The sequence below is a fragment of the Mycobacterium sp. ABE4_509 genome (assembly GCF_056160785.1).
This window is the reverse complement of record NZ_JBSWXU010000103.1, coordinates 1-20,036: the sequence shown is the minus strand read 5'-3', so window position 1 is coordinate 20,036 and position 20,036 is coordinate 1. Positions and strand designations below refer to the sequence as shown.

21 protein-coding genes and 1 pseudogene are annotated in these 20,036 nt (G+C 69.3%); 15 read left to right on the top strand and 7 right to left on the bottom strand.

Annotation, left to right across the window (positions count from 1 at the left end):
- Positions 1 to 249 (top strand): annotated as a pseudogene (locus ACXAID_RS19680) (peptidase); the annotation flags it as partial.
- A gap of 10 nt (positions 250 to 259) precedes the next feature.
- Positions 260 to 1,399, top strand: a complete 1,140-nt coding sequence (locus tag ACXAID_RS19675; protein WP_475023890.1) for a glycosyltransferase family 4 protein — start codon at positions 260 to 262, stop codon at positions 1,397 to 1,399.
- Here ACXAID_RS19675 and ACXAID_RS19670 read toward each other — a convergent pair whose 3' ends face one another.
- Positions 1,400 to 3,205 (bottom strand): AMP-dependent synthetase/ligase, encoded by a 1,806-nt coding sequence (locus tag ACXAID_RS19670; RefSeq protein WP_475023889.1) that lies wholly within the window; start codon positions 3,203 to 3,205, stop codon positions 1,400 to 1,402.
- Positions 3,206 to 3,313: 108 nt separating this feature from the next.
- Here ACXAID_RS19670 and ACXAID_RS19665 point away from each other — a divergent pair, with 108 nt between their 5' ends.
- The 5 genes from ACXAID_RS19665 to ACXAID_RS19645 all read left to right on the top strand — a co-directional run bounded on the left by ACXAID_RS19665 (position 3,314) and on the right by ACXAID_RS19645 (position 6,703).
- The gene (locus ACXAID_RS19665) at positions 3,314 to 3,712 is read left to right on the top strand and encodes a polyketide cyclase / dehydrase and lipid transport (protein ID WP_475023888.1); all 399 of its coding nucleotides are present in this window, start codon (positions 3,314 to 3,316) and stop codon (positions 3,710 to 3,712) included.
- A gap of 80 nt (positions 3,713 to 3,792) precedes the next feature.
- Positions 3,793 to 4,230 carry an SRPBCC family protein gene (locus ACXAID_RS19660; protein ID WP_475023887.1) on the top strand — a complete coding sequence of 146 codons (438 nt, stop codon included), beginning with the start codon at positions 3,793 to 3,795 and terminating at the stop codon, positions 4,228 to 4,230.
- A complete protein-coding gene (locus tag ACXAID_RS19655) occupies positions 4,223 to 5,503 on the top strand; it encodes an ArsA family ATPase (RefSeq protein WP_475023891.1) in 1,281 nt (426 codons plus the stop codon). The genes ACXAID_RS19660 and ACXAID_RS19655 overlap by 8 nt, the downstream gene beginning before the upstream one ends.
- Positions 5,491 to 5,910, top strand: a complete 420-nt coding sequence (locus ACXAID_RS19650; RefSeq protein ID WP_475023886.1) for a hypothetical protein — start codon at positions 5,491 to 5,493, stop codon at positions 5,908 to 5,910. Before ACXAID_RS19655 ends, ACXAID_RS19650 begins: the two co-directional genes overlap by 13 nt.
- A 70-nt stretch (positions 5,911 to 5,980) precedes the next feature.
- Positions 5,981 to 6,703: a lysophospholipid acyltransferase family protein gene (locus ACXAID_RS19645; RefSeq protein ID WP_475023885.1), complete on the top strand. Its 723-nt coding sequence runs from the start codon at positions 5,981 to 5,983 to the stop codon at positions 6,701 to 6,703.
- On the opposite strand, the gene ACXAID_RS19640 is transcribed toward ACXAID_RS19645, so the two are convergent.
- Positions 6,700 to 7,998, bottom strand: a complete 1,299-nt coding sequence (locus ACXAID_RS19640; protein WP_475023884.1) for a glycosyltransferase 87 family protein — start codon at positions 7,996 to 7,998, stop codon at positions 6,700 to 6,702. The genes ACXAID_RS19645 and ACXAID_RS19640 overlap by 4 nt on opposite strands.
- A gap of 84 nt (positions 7,999 to 8,082) precedes the next feature.
- Between ACXAID_RS19640 and ACXAID_RS19635 the strand changes: the two genes are divergently transcribed.
- The 3 genes from ACXAID_RS19635 to ACXAID_RS19625 are packed head-to-tail and all read left to right on the top strand — an operon-like array spanning position 8,083 to position 10,901.
- Entirely contained in the window at positions 8,083 to 8,985 is a 903-nt protein-coding gene (locus ACXAID_RS19635) for a hypothetical protein (protein WP_475023883.1), read from the top strand.
- A 3-nt stretch (positions 8,986 to 8,988) separates the two neighbouring features.
- Positions 8,989 to 9,480 carry a polyadenylate-specific 3'-exoribonuclease AS gene (locus tag ACXAID_RS19630; protein ID WP_475023882.1) on the top strand — a complete coding sequence of 164 codons (492 nt, stop codon included), beginning with the start codon at positions 8,989 to 8,991 and terminating at the stop codon, positions 9,478 to 9,480.
- 20 nt (positions 9,481 to 9,500) lie between these two features.
- Entirely contained in the window at positions 9,501 to 10,901 is a 1,401-nt protein-coding gene (locus tag ACXAID_RS19625) for a class II 3-deoxy-7-phosphoheptulonate synthase (RefSeq protein WP_475023881.1), read from the top strand.
- Between the two features lies 1 nt (position 10,902).
- Here the strand turns inward: ACXAID_RS19625 and ACXAID_RS19620 are convergent, their stop codons facing one another.
- Positions 10,903 to 12,117 carry a protein kinase domain-containing protein gene (locus ACXAID_RS19620; protein WP_475023880.1) on the bottom strand — a complete coding sequence of 405 codons (1,215 nt, stop codon included), beginning with the start codon at positions 12,115 to 12,117 and terminating at the stop codon, positions 10,903 to 10,905.
- A gap of 72 nt (positions 12,118 to 12,189) precedes the next feature.
- Between ACXAID_RS19620 and ACXAID_RS19615 the strand changes: the two genes are divergently transcribed.
- Complete coding sequence (locus tag ACXAID_RS19615; protein WP_475023879.1) at positions 12,190 to 12,591, top strand: Rv2175c family DNA-binding protein; 402 nt, start codon at positions 12,190 to 12,192, stop codon at positions 12,589 to 12,591.
- On the opposite strand, the gene ACXAID_RS19610 is transcribed toward ACXAID_RS19615, so the two are convergent.
- From ACXAID_RS19610 to ACXAID_RS19595, 4 genes are all read right to left on the bottom strand, one after another.
- Positions 12,512 to 14,143 (bottom strand): alpha-(1->6)-mannopyranosyltransferase A, encoded by a 1,632-nt coding sequence (locus ACXAID_RS19610; RefSeq protein WP_475023878.1) that lies wholly within the window; start codon positions 14,141 to 14,143, stop codon positions 12,512 to 12,514. The two genes, ACXAID_RS19615 and ACXAID_RS19610, sit on opposite strands and share 80 nt — an antisense overlap.
- 4 nt (positions 14,144 to 14,147) lie before the next feature.
- Positions 14,148 to 15,227 carry a bifunctional (2E,6E)-farnesyl/geranyl diphosphate synthase gene (idsA2, locus tag ACXAID_RS19605; RefSeq protein WP_475023877.1) on the bottom strand — a complete coding sequence of 360 codons (1,080 nt, stop codon included), beginning with the start codon at positions 15,225 to 15,227 and terminating at the stop codon, positions 14,148 to 14,150.
- 122 nt (positions 15,228 to 15,349) lie between these two features.
- Positions 15,350 to 16,039, bottom strand: a complete 690-nt coding sequence (locus tag ACXAID_RS19600; RefSeq protein ID WP_475023876.1) for an LppM family (lipo)protein — start codon at positions 16,037 to 16,039, stop codon at positions 15,350 to 15,352.
- A gap of 72 nt (positions 16,040 to 16,111) precedes the next feature.
- Positions 16,112 to 16,744 carry a GNAT family N-acetyltransferase gene (locus ACXAID_RS19595; RefSeq protein WP_475023875.1) on the bottom strand — a complete coding sequence of 211 codons (633 nt, stop codon included), beginning with the start codon at positions 16,742 to 16,744 and terminating at the stop codon, positions 16,112 to 16,114.
- Positions 16,745 to 16,961: 217 nt separating this feature from the next.
- On the opposite strand from ACXAID_RS19595, the gene ACXAID_RS19590 reads away from it, so the two are divergent.
- The 4 genes from ACXAID_RS19590 to ftsL form a co-directional block, all read left to right on the top strand.
- Positions 16,962 to 17,372 (top strand): DUF3040 domain-containing protein, encoded by a 411-nt coding sequence (locus ACXAID_RS19590; RefSeq protein WP_475023874.1) that lies wholly within the window; start codon positions 16,962 to 16,964, stop codon positions 17,370 to 17,372.
- A gap of 332 nt (positions 17,373 to 17,704) precedes the next feature.
- Entirely contained in the window at positions 17,705 to 18,139 is a 435-nt protein-coding gene (locus tag ACXAID_RS19585; RefSeq protein ID WP_475023873.1) for a division/cell wall cluster transcriptional repressor MraZ, read from the top strand.
- The gene (rsmH, locus tag ACXAID_RS19580) at positions 18,114 to 19,253 is read left to right on the top strand and encodes a 16S rRNA (cytosine(1402)-N(4))-methyltransferase RsmH (protein ID WP_475023872.1); all 1,140 of its coding nucleotides are present in this window, start codon (positions 18,114 to 18,116) and stop codon (positions 19,251 to 19,253) included. Before ACXAID_RS19585 ends, rsmH begins: the two co-directional genes overlap by 26 nt.
- Before the next feature lie 2 nt (positions 19,254 to 19,255).
- The coding region (gene ftsL, locus ACXAID_RS19575) for a cell division protein FtsL (protein ID WP_475023871.1) at positions 19,256 to 20,036 on the top strand (781 nt) is incomplete at its 3' end.

The window sequence follows — 20,036 nt, the reverse complement described above, 5'->3', positions numbered from 1 at the left end:
GGCCCGGACGCGACGCTGCCGACCGCCGCGGAGTTGGGTACCGCCGGGCCGCAGCGCTCGGCGGCCTACGACCGGGCATGGTCGTTCGCGTCCTATCTCGCCGAGACCTACGGCGTGTCCGCCCTGCGCCGGTTCTACCTGGCGGCCGGCGGACACGGTCACGGCGACGTCGCGTCCGCGGCCGAGGGTGCGCTCGGCGCCGAACTCACCGAAGTGCTTTCCGGCTGGCGGCGATGGCAACCGACCTGATCCGGCGGCGATGAGCCGCGTCCTGCTCGTCACCAACGACTTTCCGCCGCGCCGCGGCGGCATCCAGTCCTACCTGGAGGCCTTGGTCAAGCACCTGGTGGACGGTCCGGGCGGACATACCGTCACCGTGTACGCGCCGAAGTGGAAGGGTGCCGCCGACTACGACGCGGGCGCTGCGGCCGAGGGCTACCAGGTTGTGCGGCACCCGGGCAGCCTGATGCTGCCCGAGCCGACGGTGGCCGCACGGATGCGGCGCCTCATCGTCGAGCGCGACGTCGACACGGTGTGGTTCGGCGCCGCCGCGCCGCTGGCGCTGATGTCGCCGCTGGCCCGCTCGGCCGGGGCGCGGCGGGTGATCGCGAGCACCCACGGCCACGAAGTGGGCTGGTCGATGCTTCCGGTGGCCCGCTCGGCGCTGCGCCGCATCGGTGAGGACACCGACGTGGTCACCTACATCAGCGGTTACACCCGCCGGCGGTTCGCCTCGGCATTCGGCGCGCGTGCCGCGCTGGAGCACCTCCCGCCCGGCGTGGACACCGACCGCTTCGTCCCCGATGAGGTCGCCCGCGCGGAACTACGCGCCCGCTATCGGCTGGGCGGGCGGCCGGTGGTGGTCTGCCTGTCTCGGCTGGTGCCCCGCAAGGGCCAGGACATGCTGATCCGCGCGCTGCCGGCGATCCGGGACCGCGTTCCCGGTGCCGCGCTGGTGATCGTCGGCAATGGGCCCTACCGCACCTCGCTGACCCGGCTGGCGGACTCCTTCGGGGTGGCTGATCAGGTGGTGTTCACCGGTGGTGTGCCCGCCGAGGAGTTGCCTGCCCATCACGCCATGGCCGATGTGTTCGCCATGCCGTGCCGCACCCGCGGAGCCGGGCTCGATGTCGAAGGCCTGGGCATCGTCTACCTGGAGGCCTCCTCCTCGGGGGTGCCCGTGGTGGCCGGCCGGTCCGGTGGGGCTCCGGAGACGGTGGTCGACGGTGAAACCGGCTCGGTGGTCGACGGCTGGGACGTCGGGGCCATCGCCGCTGCGGTCGGCGATCTGCTGGCCGACCCCCGCCGTGCCGCGGCGATGGGCGCAGCGGGACGCCGGTGGGCCGTCGAGAACTGGCAGTGGCGCAACCAGGCCGCCCGGCTGTCCGGGCTGCTCTAGTCAGCCCTTGGTGTAGAGCGCGTCGATGTCGGCGGCGAACTTCTCGGCCACGACCTTTCGCTTGACCTTCAGCGTCGGCGTCAGCTCACCGGTGTCCTCGGTGAAGTCGACCGGCAGTACCCGGAACTTGCGGATCTGCTCGGCCTTGGACACGGCCTCGTTGGCGTCCTTGACCGCCAGCTCGATCTCCGCCTTCAGATCGGGGTCCTCGGCCAAGTCGGCCACCGAGGCGCCGTCGTCCTTGTGGTGGCGTTGCTTCCAGCCGGGGAACGCCTCCGGGTCGACGGTGATCAGCGCTGCGATGTAGGGCTGCGCGTCACCCACGCACATGGCCTGGCTGATCAACGGGTGGGCCCGCAACCGGTCCTCGAGCAACGCCGGGGCGACGTTCTTGCCGCCGGCGGTCACGATGATCTCCTTCTTGCGGCCCACGATGGTCAGGAAGCCGTCCTCGTCGACCGAGCCGAGGTCGCCGGTGTGGAACCAGCCGTCGGTGAACACCGCCTTGGTCTCTTCTTCGTTGCCCCAGTACCCGCCGAACACGACCCCGCCCTTGACCAGCAGTTCGCCGTCGTCGCCCAGGTGCATGCTGTTTCCGGGCAGCAGTTTGCCCACCGATCCCACCCGCAGCTCGCCGACCCGGTTGACGGTGATTGCCGCACTGGTCTCGGTGAGGCCGTAGCCCTCGTAGATGGACAGTCCGACCCCGCGGTAGAAGTGGCCGAGCCGGGCGCCCAGCGGGGCGCCGCCGGAGATCGCCGCGCGGCACTGCCCGCCCAGCGCGGCGCGCAGCTTGGTGTAGACGAGCTTGTCGAACACCGCATGCTTGAGCCGCAGCAGCAGACCGGGGCCGTTGCGGTCGTCCTGGGCCTTGCTCCACTCGATCGCGGTCTCCGCGGCGATCGTGAAGACCTTGCCCTTGCCGTCGTTCTCGGCGTTGAGTTCGGCGGTGTTGTACACCTTCTCGAACACCCGGGGCACCGAGACCACCAGGGTCGGCTTGAACACCGCCAGCATCGGCACCAGATTCTTGATGTCGCTGGTGAAGCCGAGCGTCACCCCGTTGGCGAAGGCGCCGATGGTCAGTGCGCGGGCGAGCACGTGCGCCAGCGGCAGGAAGATCAGCAGCTTCTCGCCCTTGGCCAGGTGGTCCGGGAAGCAGGCCTTGGCCCCGCGGATCTCGTAGAGCAGGTTCGAATGCGACAACTGGCAGCCCTTGGGGCGCCCGGTGGTACCCGAGGTGTAGATCAGGGTGGCCGGATCGGCGGACCTGATGCCGTCCAGCCGCTCGGTGAGAGCCGCGTCGTCGACCGACCCGCCGGCCTCGGCCAGCGCATCGAGGGCGGCCGGGCCCTGGCCTTCGATGCAGTACACGGTGCGCAGGCCGGGAAGCTTGTCGCGCTGCTGCTCAATGCGGGTCACGTGCGCGTCGGTCTCGGCGAAGGCCACCACCGCGCCGGAGTCCGAGAGCACGAACTGCACCTGCTCGGCGGAGCTGGTCTCATAGATCGGCACCGTCACCGCGCCGACGGACAGGATCGCGAAGTCGAGGATCGGCCATTCGTAGCGGGTCGCCGACAGGATGGCCACCCGGTCGCCGGGGCCGACGCCCGCCGCGATCAGACCTTTTGCTGCTGAACGGATCTGCTCGGCGGCCTGCCGGCTGGTCACGTCCACCCAACTGCCGTTCATGAGGCGCTGGAAGATGACATGGTCGGGATCGTCGCGCTCATGGGCGTAGACAGAGCTGACGATGTTGTCGTGCTCGCCGACGGTGAATGATGCGGGAACGCTGTACTCGCGCACGGTATAGGCCTCTCGTCACTCTGAGGCGGCGGTGCCGCCGCATCCAGCGTAGTCGGCGCCGTCGGGCCACTAGGGTCGATGTGCCCACATGTGTGAAGCTTGTCTGTCATGAACAGCATCCAGATCGCCGACGAGACCTTCATCGCGGCCGAACCCGCCGCGGTCGGAGAGGCCGTCGCCGACCGGGCGAGCTGGTTGCGGTGGTGGCCCGATCTGCGGTTGACAGTCGTCGAGGACCGGGGCGACGTCGGCCAGCGCTGGACGGTCACCGGCGCGCTGACCGGAACCATGGAAGTGTGGCTGGAGAAGATGCACAGTGGTCCAGACGGGGTGTTGCTGCACTATTTCCTGCATGCCGAGCCCTCCGGGGCCGCGGCCTGGGAGCTTGCCAAGATGGACCTCGCGAAGATGAACCACCGGCGCCGGGTGGCCGGTAAGGACATGGCGTTCGAGATCAAGGCCCGGCTGGAGGCCGGCCGCCCGGTGGGGGTGTCACGACTGGCGTGAAGTGCGGCAGCCCGACATCCTCGGCAGAGTAGATTTCTGGCAGCGGCCAAACCTGGCTTCAATGACTTGGGAAGAGTTCAGTGGCGGACAAGACGGCGCAGACCATCTACATCGATGCGGACCCTTCGACGGTGATGGACGTCATCGCCGATATCGGCTCCTACCCGGACTGGGTGGCCGAGTACCAGGAGACCGAGATTCTCGAATCCGACGAAGCCGGTTACCCGAAGGTGGCCAGGCTGGTGCTGGACGCCGCGGTCCTCAAGGACAGCATGGTGCTGGCCTACGAGTGGCCCGAGGATCGCAACTCGGTCACCTGGTCGCTGGTGTCGAGCACCCTGCTGAGATCTCTCGAGGGTGCATATCGGTTGGCGCCGAAGGGATCTGGCACGGACGTCACCTATGAATTGTCGGTGGACCTGATCATCCCGATGATCGGGCTGCTCAAGCGCAAGGCGGAGCGCAGGCTCACTGATTCCGCGTTGAAGGATCTGAAGAAACGAGCCGAGGCTGACTGAGAGCAGGGACCCCGCCGACCCGGCGTGGGCGTCCGGGGCGACCCGGATCAGCCTGTTCGTCGGCAAGGGCGGTGTCGGGAAGTCGACGCTGGCCACCGCCACGGCGGTGCGTGCGGCGCGCGCCGGCATGCGGGTGCTGCTGGTGTCCACCGACCAGGCCCACTCGATCGGCGACGTGCTCGGGGTCGCCGTCGTCCCGACTGGCCTGCGTGAACCCACCCGGGTACTGGCCGATCTCGCGGACTCCGGCGGCGGCTGCCTGGACGCGCTTGCGCTGGACACGCTGGCCCTGCTCGGCGCCCGGTGGCGCCAGGTCGCCGGCCTGCTCTCGGCCAGATTTCCCGACTCCGACCTGGGAGAGATTGCACCAGAAGAGCTTTCGGCCCTTCCCGGGGTGCAGGAAGTGCTCGGTCTGCACGAGGTCGGTGAGCTCGCCGACTCGGGGCAATGGGATCTGGTCGTCGTCGACTGTGCCTCGACCGCCGACGCGATGCGGATGCTCACCTTGCCCGCGACGTTCGGGTTGTACCTGGAGCGGGCCTGGCCCAGGCACCGCCGGCTGGCCGGGGTCGAGGACGCCCGGTCGGCGGCGGTGGTGGACCTGCTCGAGCGGATCGCGGCGGGCACCGACGATCTGGGTGCCCTGCTCACCGACGAATTGCGGGTCAGCGCGCATCTGGTGATGACCGCCGAGCGGGTGGTGGCCGCCGAGGCGACCCGCACGCTGGGCTCACTGGCGCTGATGGGGGTGCCGGTCGCCGAGCTGATCGTCAACCAGATACTGGTGCAGGACGATTCCTTCGAATACCGCAATCTTCCCGAGCACCCGGCATTCGACTGGTATGCCGAGCGGATCTCCGAGCAGCAGGCGGTGCTCGGAGAACTCGATCGCGTCATCGGGGACGTCGCGCTGGTGCTGGTGCCGCACCTGGCCGGAGAACCCATCGGCGCCAAGGCGCTGGGCGAGCTGCTCGACTCGGCCCGCTCGCGCGACGGCGCGCCGCCGCCCGGGCCGCTGCGGCCGGTGGTCGATCGCGAATCCGGCAGCGGGGTGGACGCGGTCTACCGGCTGCGCCTCGAGCTCCCACAGGTCGAGTCGTCGTCGCTGTCGTTGGGTAGGGTCGGTGACGATCTGATCATCGGCGTCGGCGGACTGCGGCGTCGCGTTCGACTGGCGTCGGTGCTGCGGCGATGCAGCGTGCTCGACGCCCAACTGCGCGGCAGCGAGTTGACCGTTCGTTTCCGACCGAATCCGGAGGTGTGGCCGGCGTGAGCGGCAGTGATTCCCACGCGGAGTTGCGCGCGCTGGCTCAGTCGATCCTGGACCGGCTCGACCCGGCGGTGCGGATGGCCGCGGCCCGGGCGCAGAGCGCCGGGAACACCGGCAAGTGCCAGCAGGTGTGGTGCCCGGTGTGCGCGTTGGCCGCGCTGGTGTCCGGTGAACAGCACCCGCTGCTCGACGTGGTCGCCGAACACTCGGTGGCGCTGCTGACCGTGGTCAAGGCGCTCGTCGACGGCATCGACACCGGGCCGGTACCGCCGCCGGACTCCGGCGGCCCGCCCGAGGACCCGGCACCGCCGGACCCCGACGGCCCGGATGGTCCGGGTGGGCCACCCGGACCCTCGCAGCCTCCGGCGCCGGGCCGGTATCAGCACATCCCGGTAACCGTGGAGGAGTGAGACGCAGTTGTGGTCGCAGGCACAGCGCGTGGGTACAGTTATCGCAGAGCACGGCTGACGGGGAGGGTCCATGTGGTACTGGCTGTTCAAGTACGTCCTACTGGGTCCGCTGCTGGCGTTGATCGCCCGCCCCAAAATCGACGGGCTGGAGCACATTCCGAACTCCGGGCCGGTGATTCTGGCCAGCAATCACCTCGCGGTGATGGACAGCTTCTACCTGCCGCTGATGGTCCGTCGTCGCATCACCTTCCTGGCCAAGTCTGAATACTTCACCGGGACCGGGGTCAAGGGCCGTTTCCTGGCGTGGTTCTACACCGCGGTGGGGCAGGTGCCGATCGACCGCACCGACGCCGACTCCGCGCAGGCGGCGCTGACCACCGCCGAGCGCATCCTCGGCGAGGGCAAGCTGCTCGGGATGTATCCCGAGGGCACCCGTTCGCCAGACGGAAAGCTCTACAAGGGCAAGACCGGGCTGGCGCGGTTGGCGCTGACCACCGGGGTCCCGGTGATTCCGGTGGCGATGATCGGTACCGACGTCGTCAACCCGCCCGGCAAGGGACTGCGGATGGGCCGGGTGCGGATCAAGCTCGGTGCGCCGATGGACTTCACCCGGTTCGACGGTCTGGCCGGAAACCGATTCATCGAACGCGCCGTCATCGACGAGGTCATGTACGAGTTGATGCGGTTGTCCGGCCAGGAATACGTCGATCTCTACGCCGCAGACGTCAAAGAGGGAAAAGAACAGGCGCCGGTGAGCCCCCCGAACCGGCTGCCTGAATCAGCCGCCGGCTAACTCTGCACCGCGGGCGCCGGGGTGGCCGTGTCGGCGTCGCCGGTCTGCGGGTCCCGGTCCCGGGCGCCGGCCGCGCAGGCCGGAACCGTGCCCGCCACGGCGATGACCGCCAGCGCCCACCACAGATACGAGATTCCGGCCAGCTGGCGCCACAGCGACGCCGCGGTCTCCTGGTGCTCGGGCAACAGTGAGATCGGCGACCACACCATCAGCGCCAGACCCGCCGTCGACACCACGGCCAGCCCGAGGTGACGCAGCCGCAGTCCCAGCACCGCCGTCACCACCACCGCGGGCAGCGCCCACACCCAGTGGTGCGACCAGGACACCGGGGACACGGCCAGCCCGAACATCGCCACACAGATCAGCGCGAGCACCGGCTGCTCGGCGCGCAGCGCGCGCCGAGCAGCCCACACCGTCAGCGCCAGCACCGCGAAGCACAACGCCGTCCACACCACGAAACGCAGGTCGGCGTCGAGCCCCAGCCTGGCCAGCGCGCCCGCGATGTTCTGGTTGGTGTTCAGCGTGGCCGCACCGATGCGGTCGGTGTTGGTGACGGTGTGGGTCCAGTAGTCCCAGGAGTCCTGCCAGGCCAACGCGAAACCGGCGAGTGTCGCCGCCACCGCCGACCCGGTCGAGACCAGCAGCGCGCGGATGTCGCGGCGCATCAGGAAGTAGAGCAGGAACACCGCCGGGGTCAGTTTCAGCGCAATCGCCACCCCGAGCAGCAGACCGCGCGGCCACGGTGTCCGGCGCGGCACACAGTCGGCGATCACCAGCGCCATCAGCACGACGTTGATCTGGCCGAAGTCGAAGTTCGCGTCGATGGGTTCCAGGAAGATCACCGCAGGCGCGGTGATGGCCGCGGCCAGCCAGCAGCGTCTGACCCACGCCGGCTCTGTGGTGACGCGGGTCGTCGGCCAGACGTCGAGGCGGGTCAGCACGATCACCAGCGACACCAGCAGCAGGATCAGCGTCGTCACCGTGATCGCCAGGCTCGCCCCGCTCAGGGGCAGCAGCGCGAACGGCGCGAACGCCACCGCGGCCAGCGGCGGGTAGGTGAACGGCAGGTCGGTGCCGACCTCGGTGCGGAAGAACACGTTGTTCGCGTAGAGCGGGCGCCCGTCCAGCCAGGCCTGGCCGCCCATCCGGTAGACGTCGATGTCGATGCGGTACGGCGTGCCGGCCAGCAGCCGCCAGGCGGCCCAGGCCAGCGCCGCCAGGGTCAGGAGTTGAAACAGCCGCCACGCCAGCGTGGGCACCCAACCAGCCCCGCCGGGCGACCGCCAAGTAGTCATCTCGGTACCAGACTATCGGGGTCGGTCGGCGCGTCGACGGGTATCCCGGCCGTGACACGCGCAGGTCGGCGTAAGTTTTCTCCGGTGCGCACGACCCTGGACCTCGACGTTGGCGGCCATGTGAGCTTTGCCGGCGGCATCCCGCATTCCCGGTTGCCGTTGGTGGCCTGCCTGGTGGCGTTCATCCTGACCTTCTTCGTCACCCGCACGATCGTCCGTTACATCCGTCGCCACGCAGACAGCGACGCACCCCGCAGGTGGTGGCAGCCGCGCAACATCTCCGCCGGCGGCGGGCTGCACATCCACCACGTCGTGATCGGGGTGGTCCTGGTCCTGGTCTCCGGGGTGGCGATGGTGACCCTGGCGGTCGACGGGGGAGTACCCGAGTTCACGGCGGCGTCAATCTTCTTCGGGGTGGGCGCGGCACTGGTCCTCGACGAGTTCGCGCTGATCCTGCATCTGGAGGACGTGTACTGGGCCGAGGACGGCCGCGCCTCGGTCGACGCGGTGTTCGTGGCCGTCGCGGTGGCCGGCCTGTTGATCATGGGTTTCAACCCGCTGTCGTTCTTCGACATCGACATCTGGCGCAGCGACGACTCCCTGGAGGCCCGCACCGCCGTGGTTGCCGCCGCGCTGTTCACCCTGTTCCTGGCGGTGATCGTGCTGCTCAAGGGCAAGGTGTGGACCGGGCTGGTCGGGATGTTCATCACACCGCTGCTGGTGGTTGGCGCGATCAGGCTCTCCCGCCCGCACGCACCGTGGGCGCGGTGGCGATACACCAAGCGGCCACGCAAGATGCACCGGGCCCTCGAGCGGGAGCGCTGGTTGCGCCGGCCGGTCGTGCAGGCCAAGCTGTGGCTGCAGGATGCCATCTCGGGGATGCCCAGGTTCCCCGACGATGCCAAGGTCGACGAACAGCTCGACCGTGAGATCCATGCGGCCCCCGCGCCGCCGGACCGCGAATCCGACAACCGGAAGGTCGCCTGAAGCGTGCGGTACTTCTACGACACGGAGTTCATCGACAACGGCCGGACGATCGAGCTCATCTCGATCGGTGTGGCGGCCGAAGACGGCCGTGAGTATTACGCGATCTCAACGGAATTCGACCCCGAGCGGGCCGGTATGTGGGTGCGCAAGCACGTGCTGCCCAAGCTGCCGTCACCGGCCTCGCCGCTGTGGCGCTCGCGCCGGCAGATCCGTTCGGAGCTGGAGGACTTCTTCGGCATCGACGGCGACGAGCCGATCGAGTTGTGGGCATGGGTGGGCGCCTATGACCACGTGGTGTTGTGCCAGCTGTGGGGGCCGATGACCGACCTGCCGCCGGCGATTCCGCGGTTCACCCGCGAGCTGCGGCAGTTCTGGGAGGACCACGGCTGCCCACGGATGCCGCCGCGGCCCCGCGACGCGCACGACGCACTCGTCGACGCCAAGCACAATCTCGTCCGCTACCGGCAGATGACGGGAACCGAAATGCGGTTTTGACCCGCAGTTACCATTGACGGGTGAACTGGACCGTCGACGTACCCATCGATCAGCTGCCTGCTCTTCCGCCGCTGCCCGAAGAGCTGCGGCACCGCCTCGACGCCGCGCTGGCCAAGCCCGCGCTGCAGCAGCCGACCTGGGACGCCGATCAGGCCTCGGCGATGCGCACGGTGCTCGAGAGCGTGCCGCCGGTGACCGTGCCCGCCGAGATCGAGCGGCTCAAGTCGCACCTGGCCGACGTCGCCCGGGGCAAGGCCTTCCTGCTGCAGGGCGGTGACTGCGCCGAGACGTTCGTCGACAACACCGAACCCCACATTCGCGCCAACATCCGCACCCTGCTGCAGATGGCGGTGGTGCTGACCTACGGCGCGAGCATGCCGGTGGTCAAGGTGGCCCGCATCGCCGGCCAGTACGCCAAGCCGCGCTCGGCCGACATCGATGCACTCGGGCTGAAGTCCTACCGCGGCGACATGGTCAACGGTTTCGCCCCGGACGCGGCGGTGCGCCAGCACGACCCGTCGCGGCTGGTGCGCGCCTACGCCAACGCCAGCGCCGCGATGAACCTGGTGCGTGCGCTGACCTCGTCGGGGCTGGCTTCGCTGCACGCGGTGCACGACTGGAACCGGGAGTTCGTGCGGACCTCGCCGGCCGGAGCCCGGTACGAGACGCTGGCCGGTGAGATCGATCGTGCCCTGACGTTCATGTCGGCCTGCGGGGTCGACAACCGCAACCTGCAGACGGCCGAGATCTACGCCAGCCACGAGGCGCTGGTGCTGGATTACGAGCGCGCGATGCTGCGGCTGGACACCGGCGACCCGGAAGCCGAGGACCACCGGCCCAAGCTCTACGACCTGTCCGCGCACTACGTCTGGATCGGTGAGCGCACCCGCCAGCTCGACGGCGCGCACGTGGCCTTCGCCGAGGTGATCGCCAACCCGATCGGGATCAAGATCGGGCCGAGCACGTCGCCGGAGCTGGCGGTCGAGTACGTCGAACGGCTCGACCCCAACAACGAGCCGGGGCGGCTCACGCTGGTCAGCAGGATGGGCAACCAGAAGGTGCGCGACGTGCTCCCGCCGATCATCGAGAAGGTGCAGGCCTCCGGGCATCAGGTGATCTGGCAGTGCGATCCGATGCACGGCAACACCCACGAGTCCTCCACCGGGTACAAGACGCGCCACTTCGACCGCATCGTCGACGAGGTGCAGGGCTTCTTCGAGGTGCACCATTCGCTGGGCACCCATCCCGGCGGCATCCACGTCGAGATCACCGGCGAGAACGTCACCGAATGCCTCGGCGGCGCCCAGGACATCTCCGACACCGATCTGGCGGGCCGCTACGAGACCGCCTGCGACCCGCGGTTGAACACCCAGCAGTCGCTGGAGCTGGCCTTCCTGGTCGCAGAGATGCTGCGCGACTAAATCATCGGCCGATCAGCACGCTCAGGTTGGTGCCCAGGGTCCAGGCGCCCGCGGCGGCCAGACCGGCCAGCACCAGCACGGTCAACAGCCAGAAGACCAGCACGCGGCGAGCACGCTGGCGTGCCCAGGTGAACTCGTCGAGGGCGATGCCGGCGAACTGTTCGCGGCGCGGCGCAGCCTCGGCGCCGGTCTCGGCACCCCGCTCGGGCCAGTCATCGCGGCTGAGCTCACGAGTGTGTTGGCGCGGTGGCGGGCCGCCCGGTGCGCCGACGGCTGGGTCGCCGACCGGTTCCTGCTGCGTCTGCGCCGAGACCTGATTGGCCGAGTGCCGTGGCGCCGGCACCCGGAACCGCGGCAGGTGAAGGTCTTCGGCGATCGCGTCCAGTTCGCCGCCCATCTCCCCGGCATCGGCGAAGCGCTGTGCGGGATCACGCGCCGTCGCGCACGCCACCAACTCGTCGAATTGTGTTGGCACCCCGCCGATCACCGAACTCGGGGGCGGTACGTCGTTGTCCATCCGCTGATAGGCGACCGCCAGCGCGGTGTCGCCGGTGAACGGCGTGACCCCGGTGAGCAGCTCGTAGACCAGCACGCCGATGGCGTAGACGTCACCGCGCGAATCGGTGTCGCCGGTGGCGACCTGTTCGGGAGCCAGATAGGCCGCGGTGCCCAGGATCACGCTCGTCGAGGTGATCTTGGCGTCGGCGAGCGCACGCACCAGGCCGAAATCGGCGAGCTTCACCTCGCCGTCGGTGCTGATCAGAATGTTCTCCGGTTTGATGTCGCGGTGGACCAGGCCGGCGCGGTGGGCCACCGCGAGACCTCCGAGCACCGGGCGCAGCACCGCGGTGACCGCGTGCGGTGGCATCGGACCGCGCTCGCGCAGTAGTTCCCGCAGGGTGCCGCCCTCGACGAGCTCCATCACCAGGAACGGGTGCTGGCCGTCGAGTCCCTGGTCGTAGACGGCCACCAGCCCGGGGTGGTTCAGCCGGGCCACCGCTCGGGCCTCCCGCTGAAAGCGGGTCAGGAAGTGCGAGTCCCCGGCGTAGCGCGAATCCATGATCTTCAACGCCACCGGCCGGTCGAGCCGCTCGTCGAGTCCGCGGTAGACCCCGGACATGCCACCGGTGGCGATCAACGCGCCCACCCGGTAGCGGCCGTCCAGCACGGTCCCGGTCAGCGGGTCCGACTGCTGCTCGGTCTTCACCGCACACATGTTACGAGCCGACCTCGCCGTCCCCGCCGAAGCGACCACCCATGCAGCCCGGATGCACTTAGACTCGATGCGGTGAGCAGCATTCCCACTGCCGAAGACGTACTGGAACCCGACGAGGACGTCTATGAGCTGTCCGCAGTGGCACGCCTGTTGGGCATCCCGGTCAGCAAAGTCGCGCAGCAGCTGCGCGAAGGCCACCTGATCGCGGTTCGCCGCGACGGCTCGGTCGTGGTGCCCAAGGTGTTCTTCGACGGGGGACATGTCGTCAAGACCCTGCCGGGTCTGCTGATGGTGCTGCACGACGGCGGATACGAGGAAACCGAGATCGTGCGCTGGCTCTTCACCCCGGACCCGTCCCTGACCATCAGCCGGGACGGTTCAACCGAGCGGCAGGCTAACGCTCGCCCGGTCGATGCGCTGCACTCGCATCAGGCCCGTGAGGTGGTCCGCCGCGCTCAGGCGATGGCGTACTGACCTCTGCCCGGCCGCTGCCCGCGTAGGTGTCTGCCGGCTCGGGTGCGCGGTAGAGCCAGTACCAGGCTCCGACCGCGCAGGCGGTGGCCAGCAGCACGTGCGGCCAGGAATACATTCCGTGCGCCCCGTCGGGTTTCCAGATCACGGTGATCCAGGTCGACAGCCCGGCGATGAGCGCGATCGACGCGCGGGACTGCGCCAACGCGGCGACCACGGCCAGCGGCCAGGTGTAGTACCAGGGCAGCGCCGCGGGCACGAAGAGCACCACCACGCCCATCAGAAGCGCGATACCCATCAGCGCGTCCCGGTCGGTGTGGCGGAACCGCCACCACAACACCGGGGCCGACAGCGCGATGGTTGCGATCCCGATGATGCGCGTGGTCTCCAGCACGGCGTAGAAGTTCACCGCCCCGAACAACCCGCCGACCGAGTTGATCATGTTGGCCGCGGCGGTGGGGATGGTCAGCCAGTTGATGATCTTCACCGAACCGGCCAGCGCGGTCAGCCAGCCCAGCCCGACGCCGGCGGCCAGTGAGATGACGGCGAACACCACCCCGAAGATGAGCACCGAGCCTGCGGTGGCGGCGGCGAACGCCTTGGCCGGCGCGTAGCCCCGGCGCTCCCGCAGCCTGCGCATCCAGACCCACACCATGAACGGAAGGGCCAGCCCCGCGGTCGCTTTGACCGCCGTCGCGACCGCGATCACGGTGACACCCCAGGCGTGGCGGCCGCTGAACGACAGGGCGATTCCGGCCATCATCAACCCGACCATGAGCATCTCGTTGTGCACCCCGCCCATCAGGTGAATGATCACCAGCGGGTTCAGCGCGCAGATCCACAGCGCGGCGGCGCCGTTGGCGCCGACGTGGCGGGCCACCCGCGGGGCGGCCCAGATCAACAGCACCAACCCGGGCAGCATGCACAGCCGCAGCAGCATCGTGCCCGCGACGACGTCGTCGCCGACGAGCATGGTGACGAACTTCGCCACCAGGATGAAGGCGGGACCGTAGGGGGCGGTAGTCGTCGTCCAGATCGGGCTGACGTTGTCCAGCAACGAGTTCGGGTTGTCGATCGGGCCGACGGCATACGGGTCGAATCCGTCGCGAAGCAGCGCGCCCTGGGCGAGGTAGGAGTACGTGTCGCGGCTGAAGACCGGCACGCTGAGCAGCAGTGGCAACAGCCAGAAGCCGGTGGTGACCACCATCGTGTACTGGGTGGCCGACCTGTCGACGACCCGGCGGCCCAGCCACAGCCAGGCCAGCAGCATCAGCGCGACGCCGCTCCAGAGCAGCACCGACGACAACACCAACCCGTGGCCGAACCGCAGCCACGACAGGTGGATCGACTCCAGCACCGGGTCGTTGACCCGGGTGCTGCCGGCGCCGAGGGCGCCGGCGGTGATCAACGCGGCGCCCGCGGCCCCCAGCAGGGCAGGCCGGGCCTGGGCGGACAGGGTGAACTGCTTGAGCTGACCGAGTTGGGTGCGCACTATGTGCGAGAAGCGATCGCCGAGACCGGATCTCGGGGTGCGGGCCGGGGTGGGCGTCGTCATCCGCCTACGCTGACCGGTTCGCGGCCAATCTGGCGAGATCGGCCAGGCCCGCTTTCGCCTGATCGTCGATCGCGGCGGTGTCGAGGATGTCGAGCGCACGGCGCATGAGGGTGTCGATCCGGTTCTCGACGGCCGCCAGCGCCCCGACCGATTCGATGATCTGGCAGACCTCCTTGACCTGGCCGTCGGACAGTTCGGTACCGACCGCGGTGCGCAACATCTTGGCGGCGACCGGATCGCGGTCCTCGGCCAGTTCGACGGCCTCGGCCAGCAGCACGGTGCGCTTGCCCGACCGAAGATCGTCTCCGGAGGGCTTGCCGGTGACGGCGGGGTCACCGAACACGCCCAGCACGTCGTCGCGGAGCTGGAACGCCACCCCGAGGCTGGTGCCCAGCTCGTGGAAGGCTTCGAGGATCTCCGGGCAGTCGGCTGCGGCGGCGGCACCGAGCTGCAGGGGTCGGGAGATCGTGTAGGAGGCGGTCTTGTAGATGTTGACCGTCAGCGCCGATCCGACCGACTCGGCGCCGCTGGCCTCGGCGACGATGTCGAGGTACTGGCCGCCGAGCACCTCGGTGCGGATCGCGCCCCACACCCGCTGGACGCGCCGATGGGCGTCGGCGTCGATCTCGGCGCCGGCGATGATGTCATCCGCCCACACCAGGGCCAGGTCGCCGAGCAGGATGGCCGCCGAGAGCCCGAACTGCTCGCTGGAGCCGTGCCATGCGCTGCCGCGGTGGCGTTCGGCGAAGATGCGGTGCACGGTGGGCAGGCCGCGGCGGGTCGCCGAGGCGTCGATCACGTCGTCGTGCACCAGCGCGCAGGCGTGCAGCAACTCCAGGGCCGAGAACAGCCGCAGGACCTCGGGCCCGGGTTCGGAGCCGGCGACCGCCCGCCAGCCCCAGTAGGCGAACGCGGGGCGCAGCCGTTTGCCGCCGCGCAGCACGAACTCCTCGACCGCCTCGGTGAGAACCGCGTAGTCCGCGCCGATGTAGGCCGCGTCGCGGCGACGCTCGCCCAGATATTCCCGCAGCTGTTCGGTGACGGCTGCGGCCAGCTCGACGGCTGACGGTGCCGATGCATCCACGCTCAGCCGACGCCCCTTTCTTCTGGTCGTGACTTCGCCCCCGAGTGCCTCAAGAGTAGAACCTGCAACTCGGATTGGAGCAAGTCAGGAGATTCTCCGGCCCGGTTGTGTCGCGCCTAGGGCTACTGCGGCTGATCGGCCGGCTCGCCGGGTCGCGGGGAGCGGTCCCGGTTGGCGTAGGCCAGGCCGGCGATGATCCCGGCCACCACGAACGAGGCCACTCCGAGCCAGATCGCCGCGCCGGTGAACGACCGGGCGCTGGGGTCGGTGTAGCGGGCCTGGGCGTTCATCGTGCTCACCACGCCGGGGCGCAGCTTCCATTCGACGACCTCTGCCGAGATCTGGTCGCCGTTGGTCGACGTCACCTCGCCGGGGAAGGACACGCTCAGGGACACGTCGGCGTCGGGATCACTGAGCGAGGTCAGGTCGGCGCGGCCCTCCAGGATCACCAGATCACCGGCCCGCCGCAGCGAGATGTCCACCCCGGCGGCATCGGAGTTCATGCTGGCCAGCTGCGGCAGCTCGGAGAAGGTCAGGTCGGAGAACACCGCCTGGGAGCCGACGTAGTCGTCGCGGCTGTACTCCGACACCGCCACCTTCTGGGAGAACGGCAGGTTGTTGAGCAGTTGCGGGCCCTGGTCGTCGTCGTCGGTGGCCTTGGACGCGGCGATGATCTGGCCCGACACCCGGTCGTCGGGTGAGACGGTGAGCGACGTCCTGATCCGGACACAGCCGATCAGCGACGGAGCCGTCACCAGCAGCAGGAGAACCAGGGCGAGCAGGCGCGTGCGGGTACGGCGACCGGTGGACACCAGGTCATCGTGCCAGACACCGGAAACGGCGGGTTGCCGAACGTGGCGGTGGTGGCACCGGAGGTGCTGGCGCTACAGCGGCAGCGCGCGGCCCAGGATGGCGAACGCGCGTGGGTCTCCGGCGAAGTGGTAGCCGCGGATGACATCGGTGAACCCGAGGCGGCGGTAGAGCTTCCAGGCGCGGTTGGACTCCCCGTTGATCTCGGGGGTCGACAGCAGCACGTGCTGTTCGGGGCGGTCGTCGAGGAGCCGGCGGATGAGGGCCTCGCCGAGACCCCGGCCCTGCGCGCGCGGGTGGATGTGCAGCTCGGTCAGCTCGAAATAGCTGGTCATCAGCTCGGAGATGTGGTCGTGATCGGCCCCCTTGCGGCGCAGGCCGGCCACCACCTGTTGCTGCCACCACTGGTCCGGGGCCCCGCAGTAGCCGTACGCGATGCCGAGCATCGCCGCGGGCGCAGTGCCTCGCGTCGCCGGGGCATCGATGATCGCTGCGTCGTCGACAACTGCTGCGTCCTCGACAACGGCTGCATCCTCGACAACGGCGACGGCTTTCCAGCCCTGCCTTCGGGTGTGTTCCAGCCACATCGAGGCGCGTTGGTCCTCGGTACCGCGCGGGTAACGCATGGCGTCGACATAGACCGCCAGCGCGTCGCCGAGCCGGCGCTGCATGTCTGCGGGCGACAGATCGATCAGGCGCGTCGCCAAGTCAGTGGCCCCTCCCGGCGGTGGAATGTGTGACCACTCCATTATCCGGGGCGAGGCGCCGGGTCTCAGCAGCGGTGTAGGTCATAGAATCTGGGGTACGAAGTAGGTGGTACGGGTCAGATCGACCTCGTATCATTATTGTTAAGTGTCCGCCCGCGCGGGCACCACTGAACTTTCCGGACGACTGAGACGCCCCCACGGCAAGAGGGAGGGACGAATGCCACTCTCCGATCATGAGCAGCGCATGCTCGACCAGATCGAGAGCGCGCTCTATGCCGAGGACCCCAAGTTCGCGTCCAGCGTCCGGGGCGGCTCGTTCCGCGCACCCTCGACCAAGCGCCGCCTGCAGGGCGGCGCGTTGTTCGTGGTCGGGCTGGCCATGCTGGTGTCCGGTGTCGCGTTCAAGGCCACCATGATCGGCAGCTTCCCAATCCTCTCGGTGGTGGGGTTCATCGTGATGTTCGGTGGGGTCGTCTTCGCGATCACCGGTCCGCGCGGTGGTGCAGCCAAGAGTGAGGGGGCGGCCAACAACTCCGGAGCGCCGCGGCAGAAGCGGTCCAAGGGCGGCGGTGGCGGTTCGTTCACCAGCCGGATGGAGGATCGGTTCCGGAAGCGTTTCGACGAGTAGTCCGTTCCCGAGATAGGGGCAGTCCGCCAGGACTGCCCCTTTTTTTGTGCTCGCCGGCCCCACCTGTCCCCACCGGGTTCCCCACCCGGCCCCACCTGGGCTGCATCCGGGACGCCACGCTGGGCTTTTCGCTGAGCGGACTGCTCTCGGGGGCGGTCGCTGAGTCGCTGGTCCGGTCCGATGGCGCCGAATATTGCCTGTTGGTGGGGGACGATGCGAAACTCGGGAAAGTATTTGGCGCAAAGTGGGGGATTGTGGGGTAAAGTGGCGGACAACGGAGCGACCGGGGTTCCGTTCAGAGCGAGGCTTCAGCAGGTCTGCGAGGTGGCGAGATGTTCTTCGGCACCTACACGCCAAAGCTCGACGACAAGGGGCGACTGACGTTGCCCGCCAAGTTCCGCGACGCACTGGCAGGAGGTCTGATGGTCACCAAGAGTCAGGACCACAGCCTGGCCGTGTATCCGCGGGCCGAGTTCGAGGCGATGATCGCCGAGATCTCGGGCAAGGCGAAGCGCGGAAACCCACAGGCCCGCGCATACCTGCGCAACCTGGCCGCCAGCACCGACGAGCAGTACCCGGATTCTCAGGGCCGCATCACGCTCTCGTCCGAACATCGGCGCTACGCGAACCTCACCAAGGACTGCGTGGTGACGGGTTCGATCGAGTTCCTGGAGATCTGGGACGCACAGTCCTGGAACGACTACCAGGAGATGCACGAAGAGAACTTCTCCGCGGCCAGCGATGAAGCACTCGGCGACATTCTGTGACCTGGCCACCGGCCCGCGGGCCCGTGCAGTGTGGCCTCTGCCCGAACCGGCCCTGACGTACTTCCCCGACGTCAGGTCCGCGTACTCGGACAGGGACCACACTGCAGGGGCCGTCTCAACCCTTCAGGCGGCTGCGATGGTGGATGACGAGCCTCATGTCCCGGTCCTGCTCGACCGGTGCGTCGAACTCCTGGCTCCGGCGCTCACCCGTTCCGGCGGCGACGGATCCGGGGCGACGCTGGTCGACGCCACCCTCGGGGCCGGCGGCCATTCCGAGCGATTCCTCACCCAGTTCCCCGGCCTGCGGGTGGTCGGTCTGGACCGGGACCCGGACGCGCTGCGCATCGCGGGTGCGCGCCTGGAGCCGTTCGCCGACCGGGTCACGCTGGTGCGCGCCCGGTACGACGAGATCGCCGCTGCGATCGCCGAGCTCGGCAGTGCGGTCGGGCCGGGCGTGGCCGCCGTGCTGTTCGACCTGGGTGTGTCATCGATGCAGCTCGACCGGCCCGAGCGAGGCTTCTCCTATTCGGCCGACGCTCCGCTGGACATGCGGATGGACGCAGACTCGCCGTTGACCGCCGCGGTGATCCTCAACACCTACGACGAGAAGGAGCTGGCCCGAATTCTGCGAGAGTACGGCGAGGAACGTTTCGCCGGCAGGATCGCTGCCCAGGTCGTGCGGCGCCGCGCCACCGCACCCTTCGAAACCACCGCCGAACTGGTCGAACTGCTCTACCAGGCGATCCCGGCGCCGGCCCGCCGTACCGGCGGGCACCCGGCCAAGCGCACGTTCCAGGCGCTGCGCATCGCGGTCAACGCCGAGCTGGATTCCCTGCGCCGGGCACTGCCCGCCGCGCTGGCCGCGCTTCGTCCCGGTGGCCGGATCGCGGTGATGGCCTACCAGTCCCTGGAGGACCGGATCGTCAAGACCGAGTTCGCCGCCGCGACGGCGTCGCGCACTCCACCCGGACTGCCGGTGGAATTGCCCGGCCACGGGCCGGAATTCAGCACACTGACCCGCGGTGCCGAACGTGCGTCCGCCGAGGAGATCGAACGCAATCCGAGAAGCGCCCCGGTGCGGCTGCGTGCGCTCGAGAAAGTTGGGGGACAGTAGCGATGAAGGAAAAGCGGCCCGCCCGCGCCGGGACGGGCGCAGCCCGGTCCCGCGAGCAGCGTCCCGTCCGAGCGCGCGAGGCGGACAAGAAGAAGCAGGCCGGGGGCCGGCGCAGGCCCACCCGTGAGGCGACGGAAAACCAGCCGCGCGGGCGTAAGACCGCCCGTGACAGCCGCCCGCAGCGGTCGGCGCCGCGGTCCACCCCGACTCCCAGGCCGGTCGACAAGCCGGCGCGGCCCAAGAACTCCAGTCAGGCCAAGGCCCGCTCCAAAGCCCGCAAGGCCAAAGCTCCCAAGGTGGTTCGTCCGCCCCTGCGGCAGCGGATCCTCGTCCGGATCGCGGCCGTCGAACTCGACCCCCGCCGGCTCGTCTCCCGGGTTCCGTTCGTGGTGCTGGTCATCGGGGCGCTCGGGCTGGGCCTGGGCGTGACGCTGTGGCTGTCCACCGATGCCGCCGAACGGTCCTACCGACTCGGCAACGCGCGCCAGCTCAACCAGGCGCTGCTGCAGCAGAAGGAGGCGCTGGAGCGTGATGTGCTGGAAGCGCAGGCCGCTCCGGCGCTGGCCGAGGCGGCACGTGAACTCGGCATGATCCCGTCCCGCGACACCGCCCGCCTCGTGCAGGACCCGGCGGGCAACTGGATCGTGGTCGGCACCCCGAAACCGGCCGAGGGAGTTCCGCCGCCGCCGCTGAACAAGCCCCTGCCCGAACCCGCTCCGCCGGCCCCGGCCGGTCGGGCCGCTCCGGGCGCCGCGGAACCGCTCGAGGTGCCCGTGCGGGTTC

Coding starts and splice junctions, on each gene's coding strand:
- ACXAID_RS19675 (WP_475023890.1), top strand. CDS start 260: ATGAGCCGCGTCCTGCTCGTCACCAACGACTTTCCGCCGCGCCGCGGC.
- ACXAID_RS19665 (WP_475023888.1), top strand. CDS start 3,314: ATGAACAGCATCCAGATCGCCGACGAGACCTTCATCGCGGCCGAACCC.
- ACXAID_RS19645 (WP_475023885.1), top strand. CDS start 5,981: ATGTGGTACTGGCTGTTCAAGTACGTCCTACTGGGTCCGCTGCTGGCG.
- ACXAID_RS19640 (WP_475023884.1), bottom strand. CDS start 7,998: ATGACTACTTGGCGGTCGCCCGGCGGGGCTGGTTGGGTGCCCACGCTG.
- ACXAID_RS19620 (WP_475023880.1), bottom strand. CDS start 12,117: ATGTGTGCGGTGAAGACCGAGCAGCAGTCGGACCCGCTGACCGGGACC.
- ACXAID_RS19610 (WP_475023878.1), bottom strand. CDS start 14,143: ATGACGACGCCCACCCCGGCCCGCACCCCGAGATCCGGTCTCGGCGAT.
- ACXAID_RS19590 (WP_475023874.1), top strand. CDS start 16,962: ATGCCACTCTCCGATCATGAGCAGCGCATGCTCGACCAGATCGAGAGC.
- ACXAID_RS19585 (WP_475023873.1), top strand. CDS start 17,705: ATGTTCTTCGGCACCTACACGCCAAAGCTCGACGACAAGGGGCGACTG.
- rsmH (WP_475023872.1), top strand. CDS start 18,114: ATGAAGCACTCGGCGACATTCTGTGACCTGGCCACCGGCCCGCGGGCC.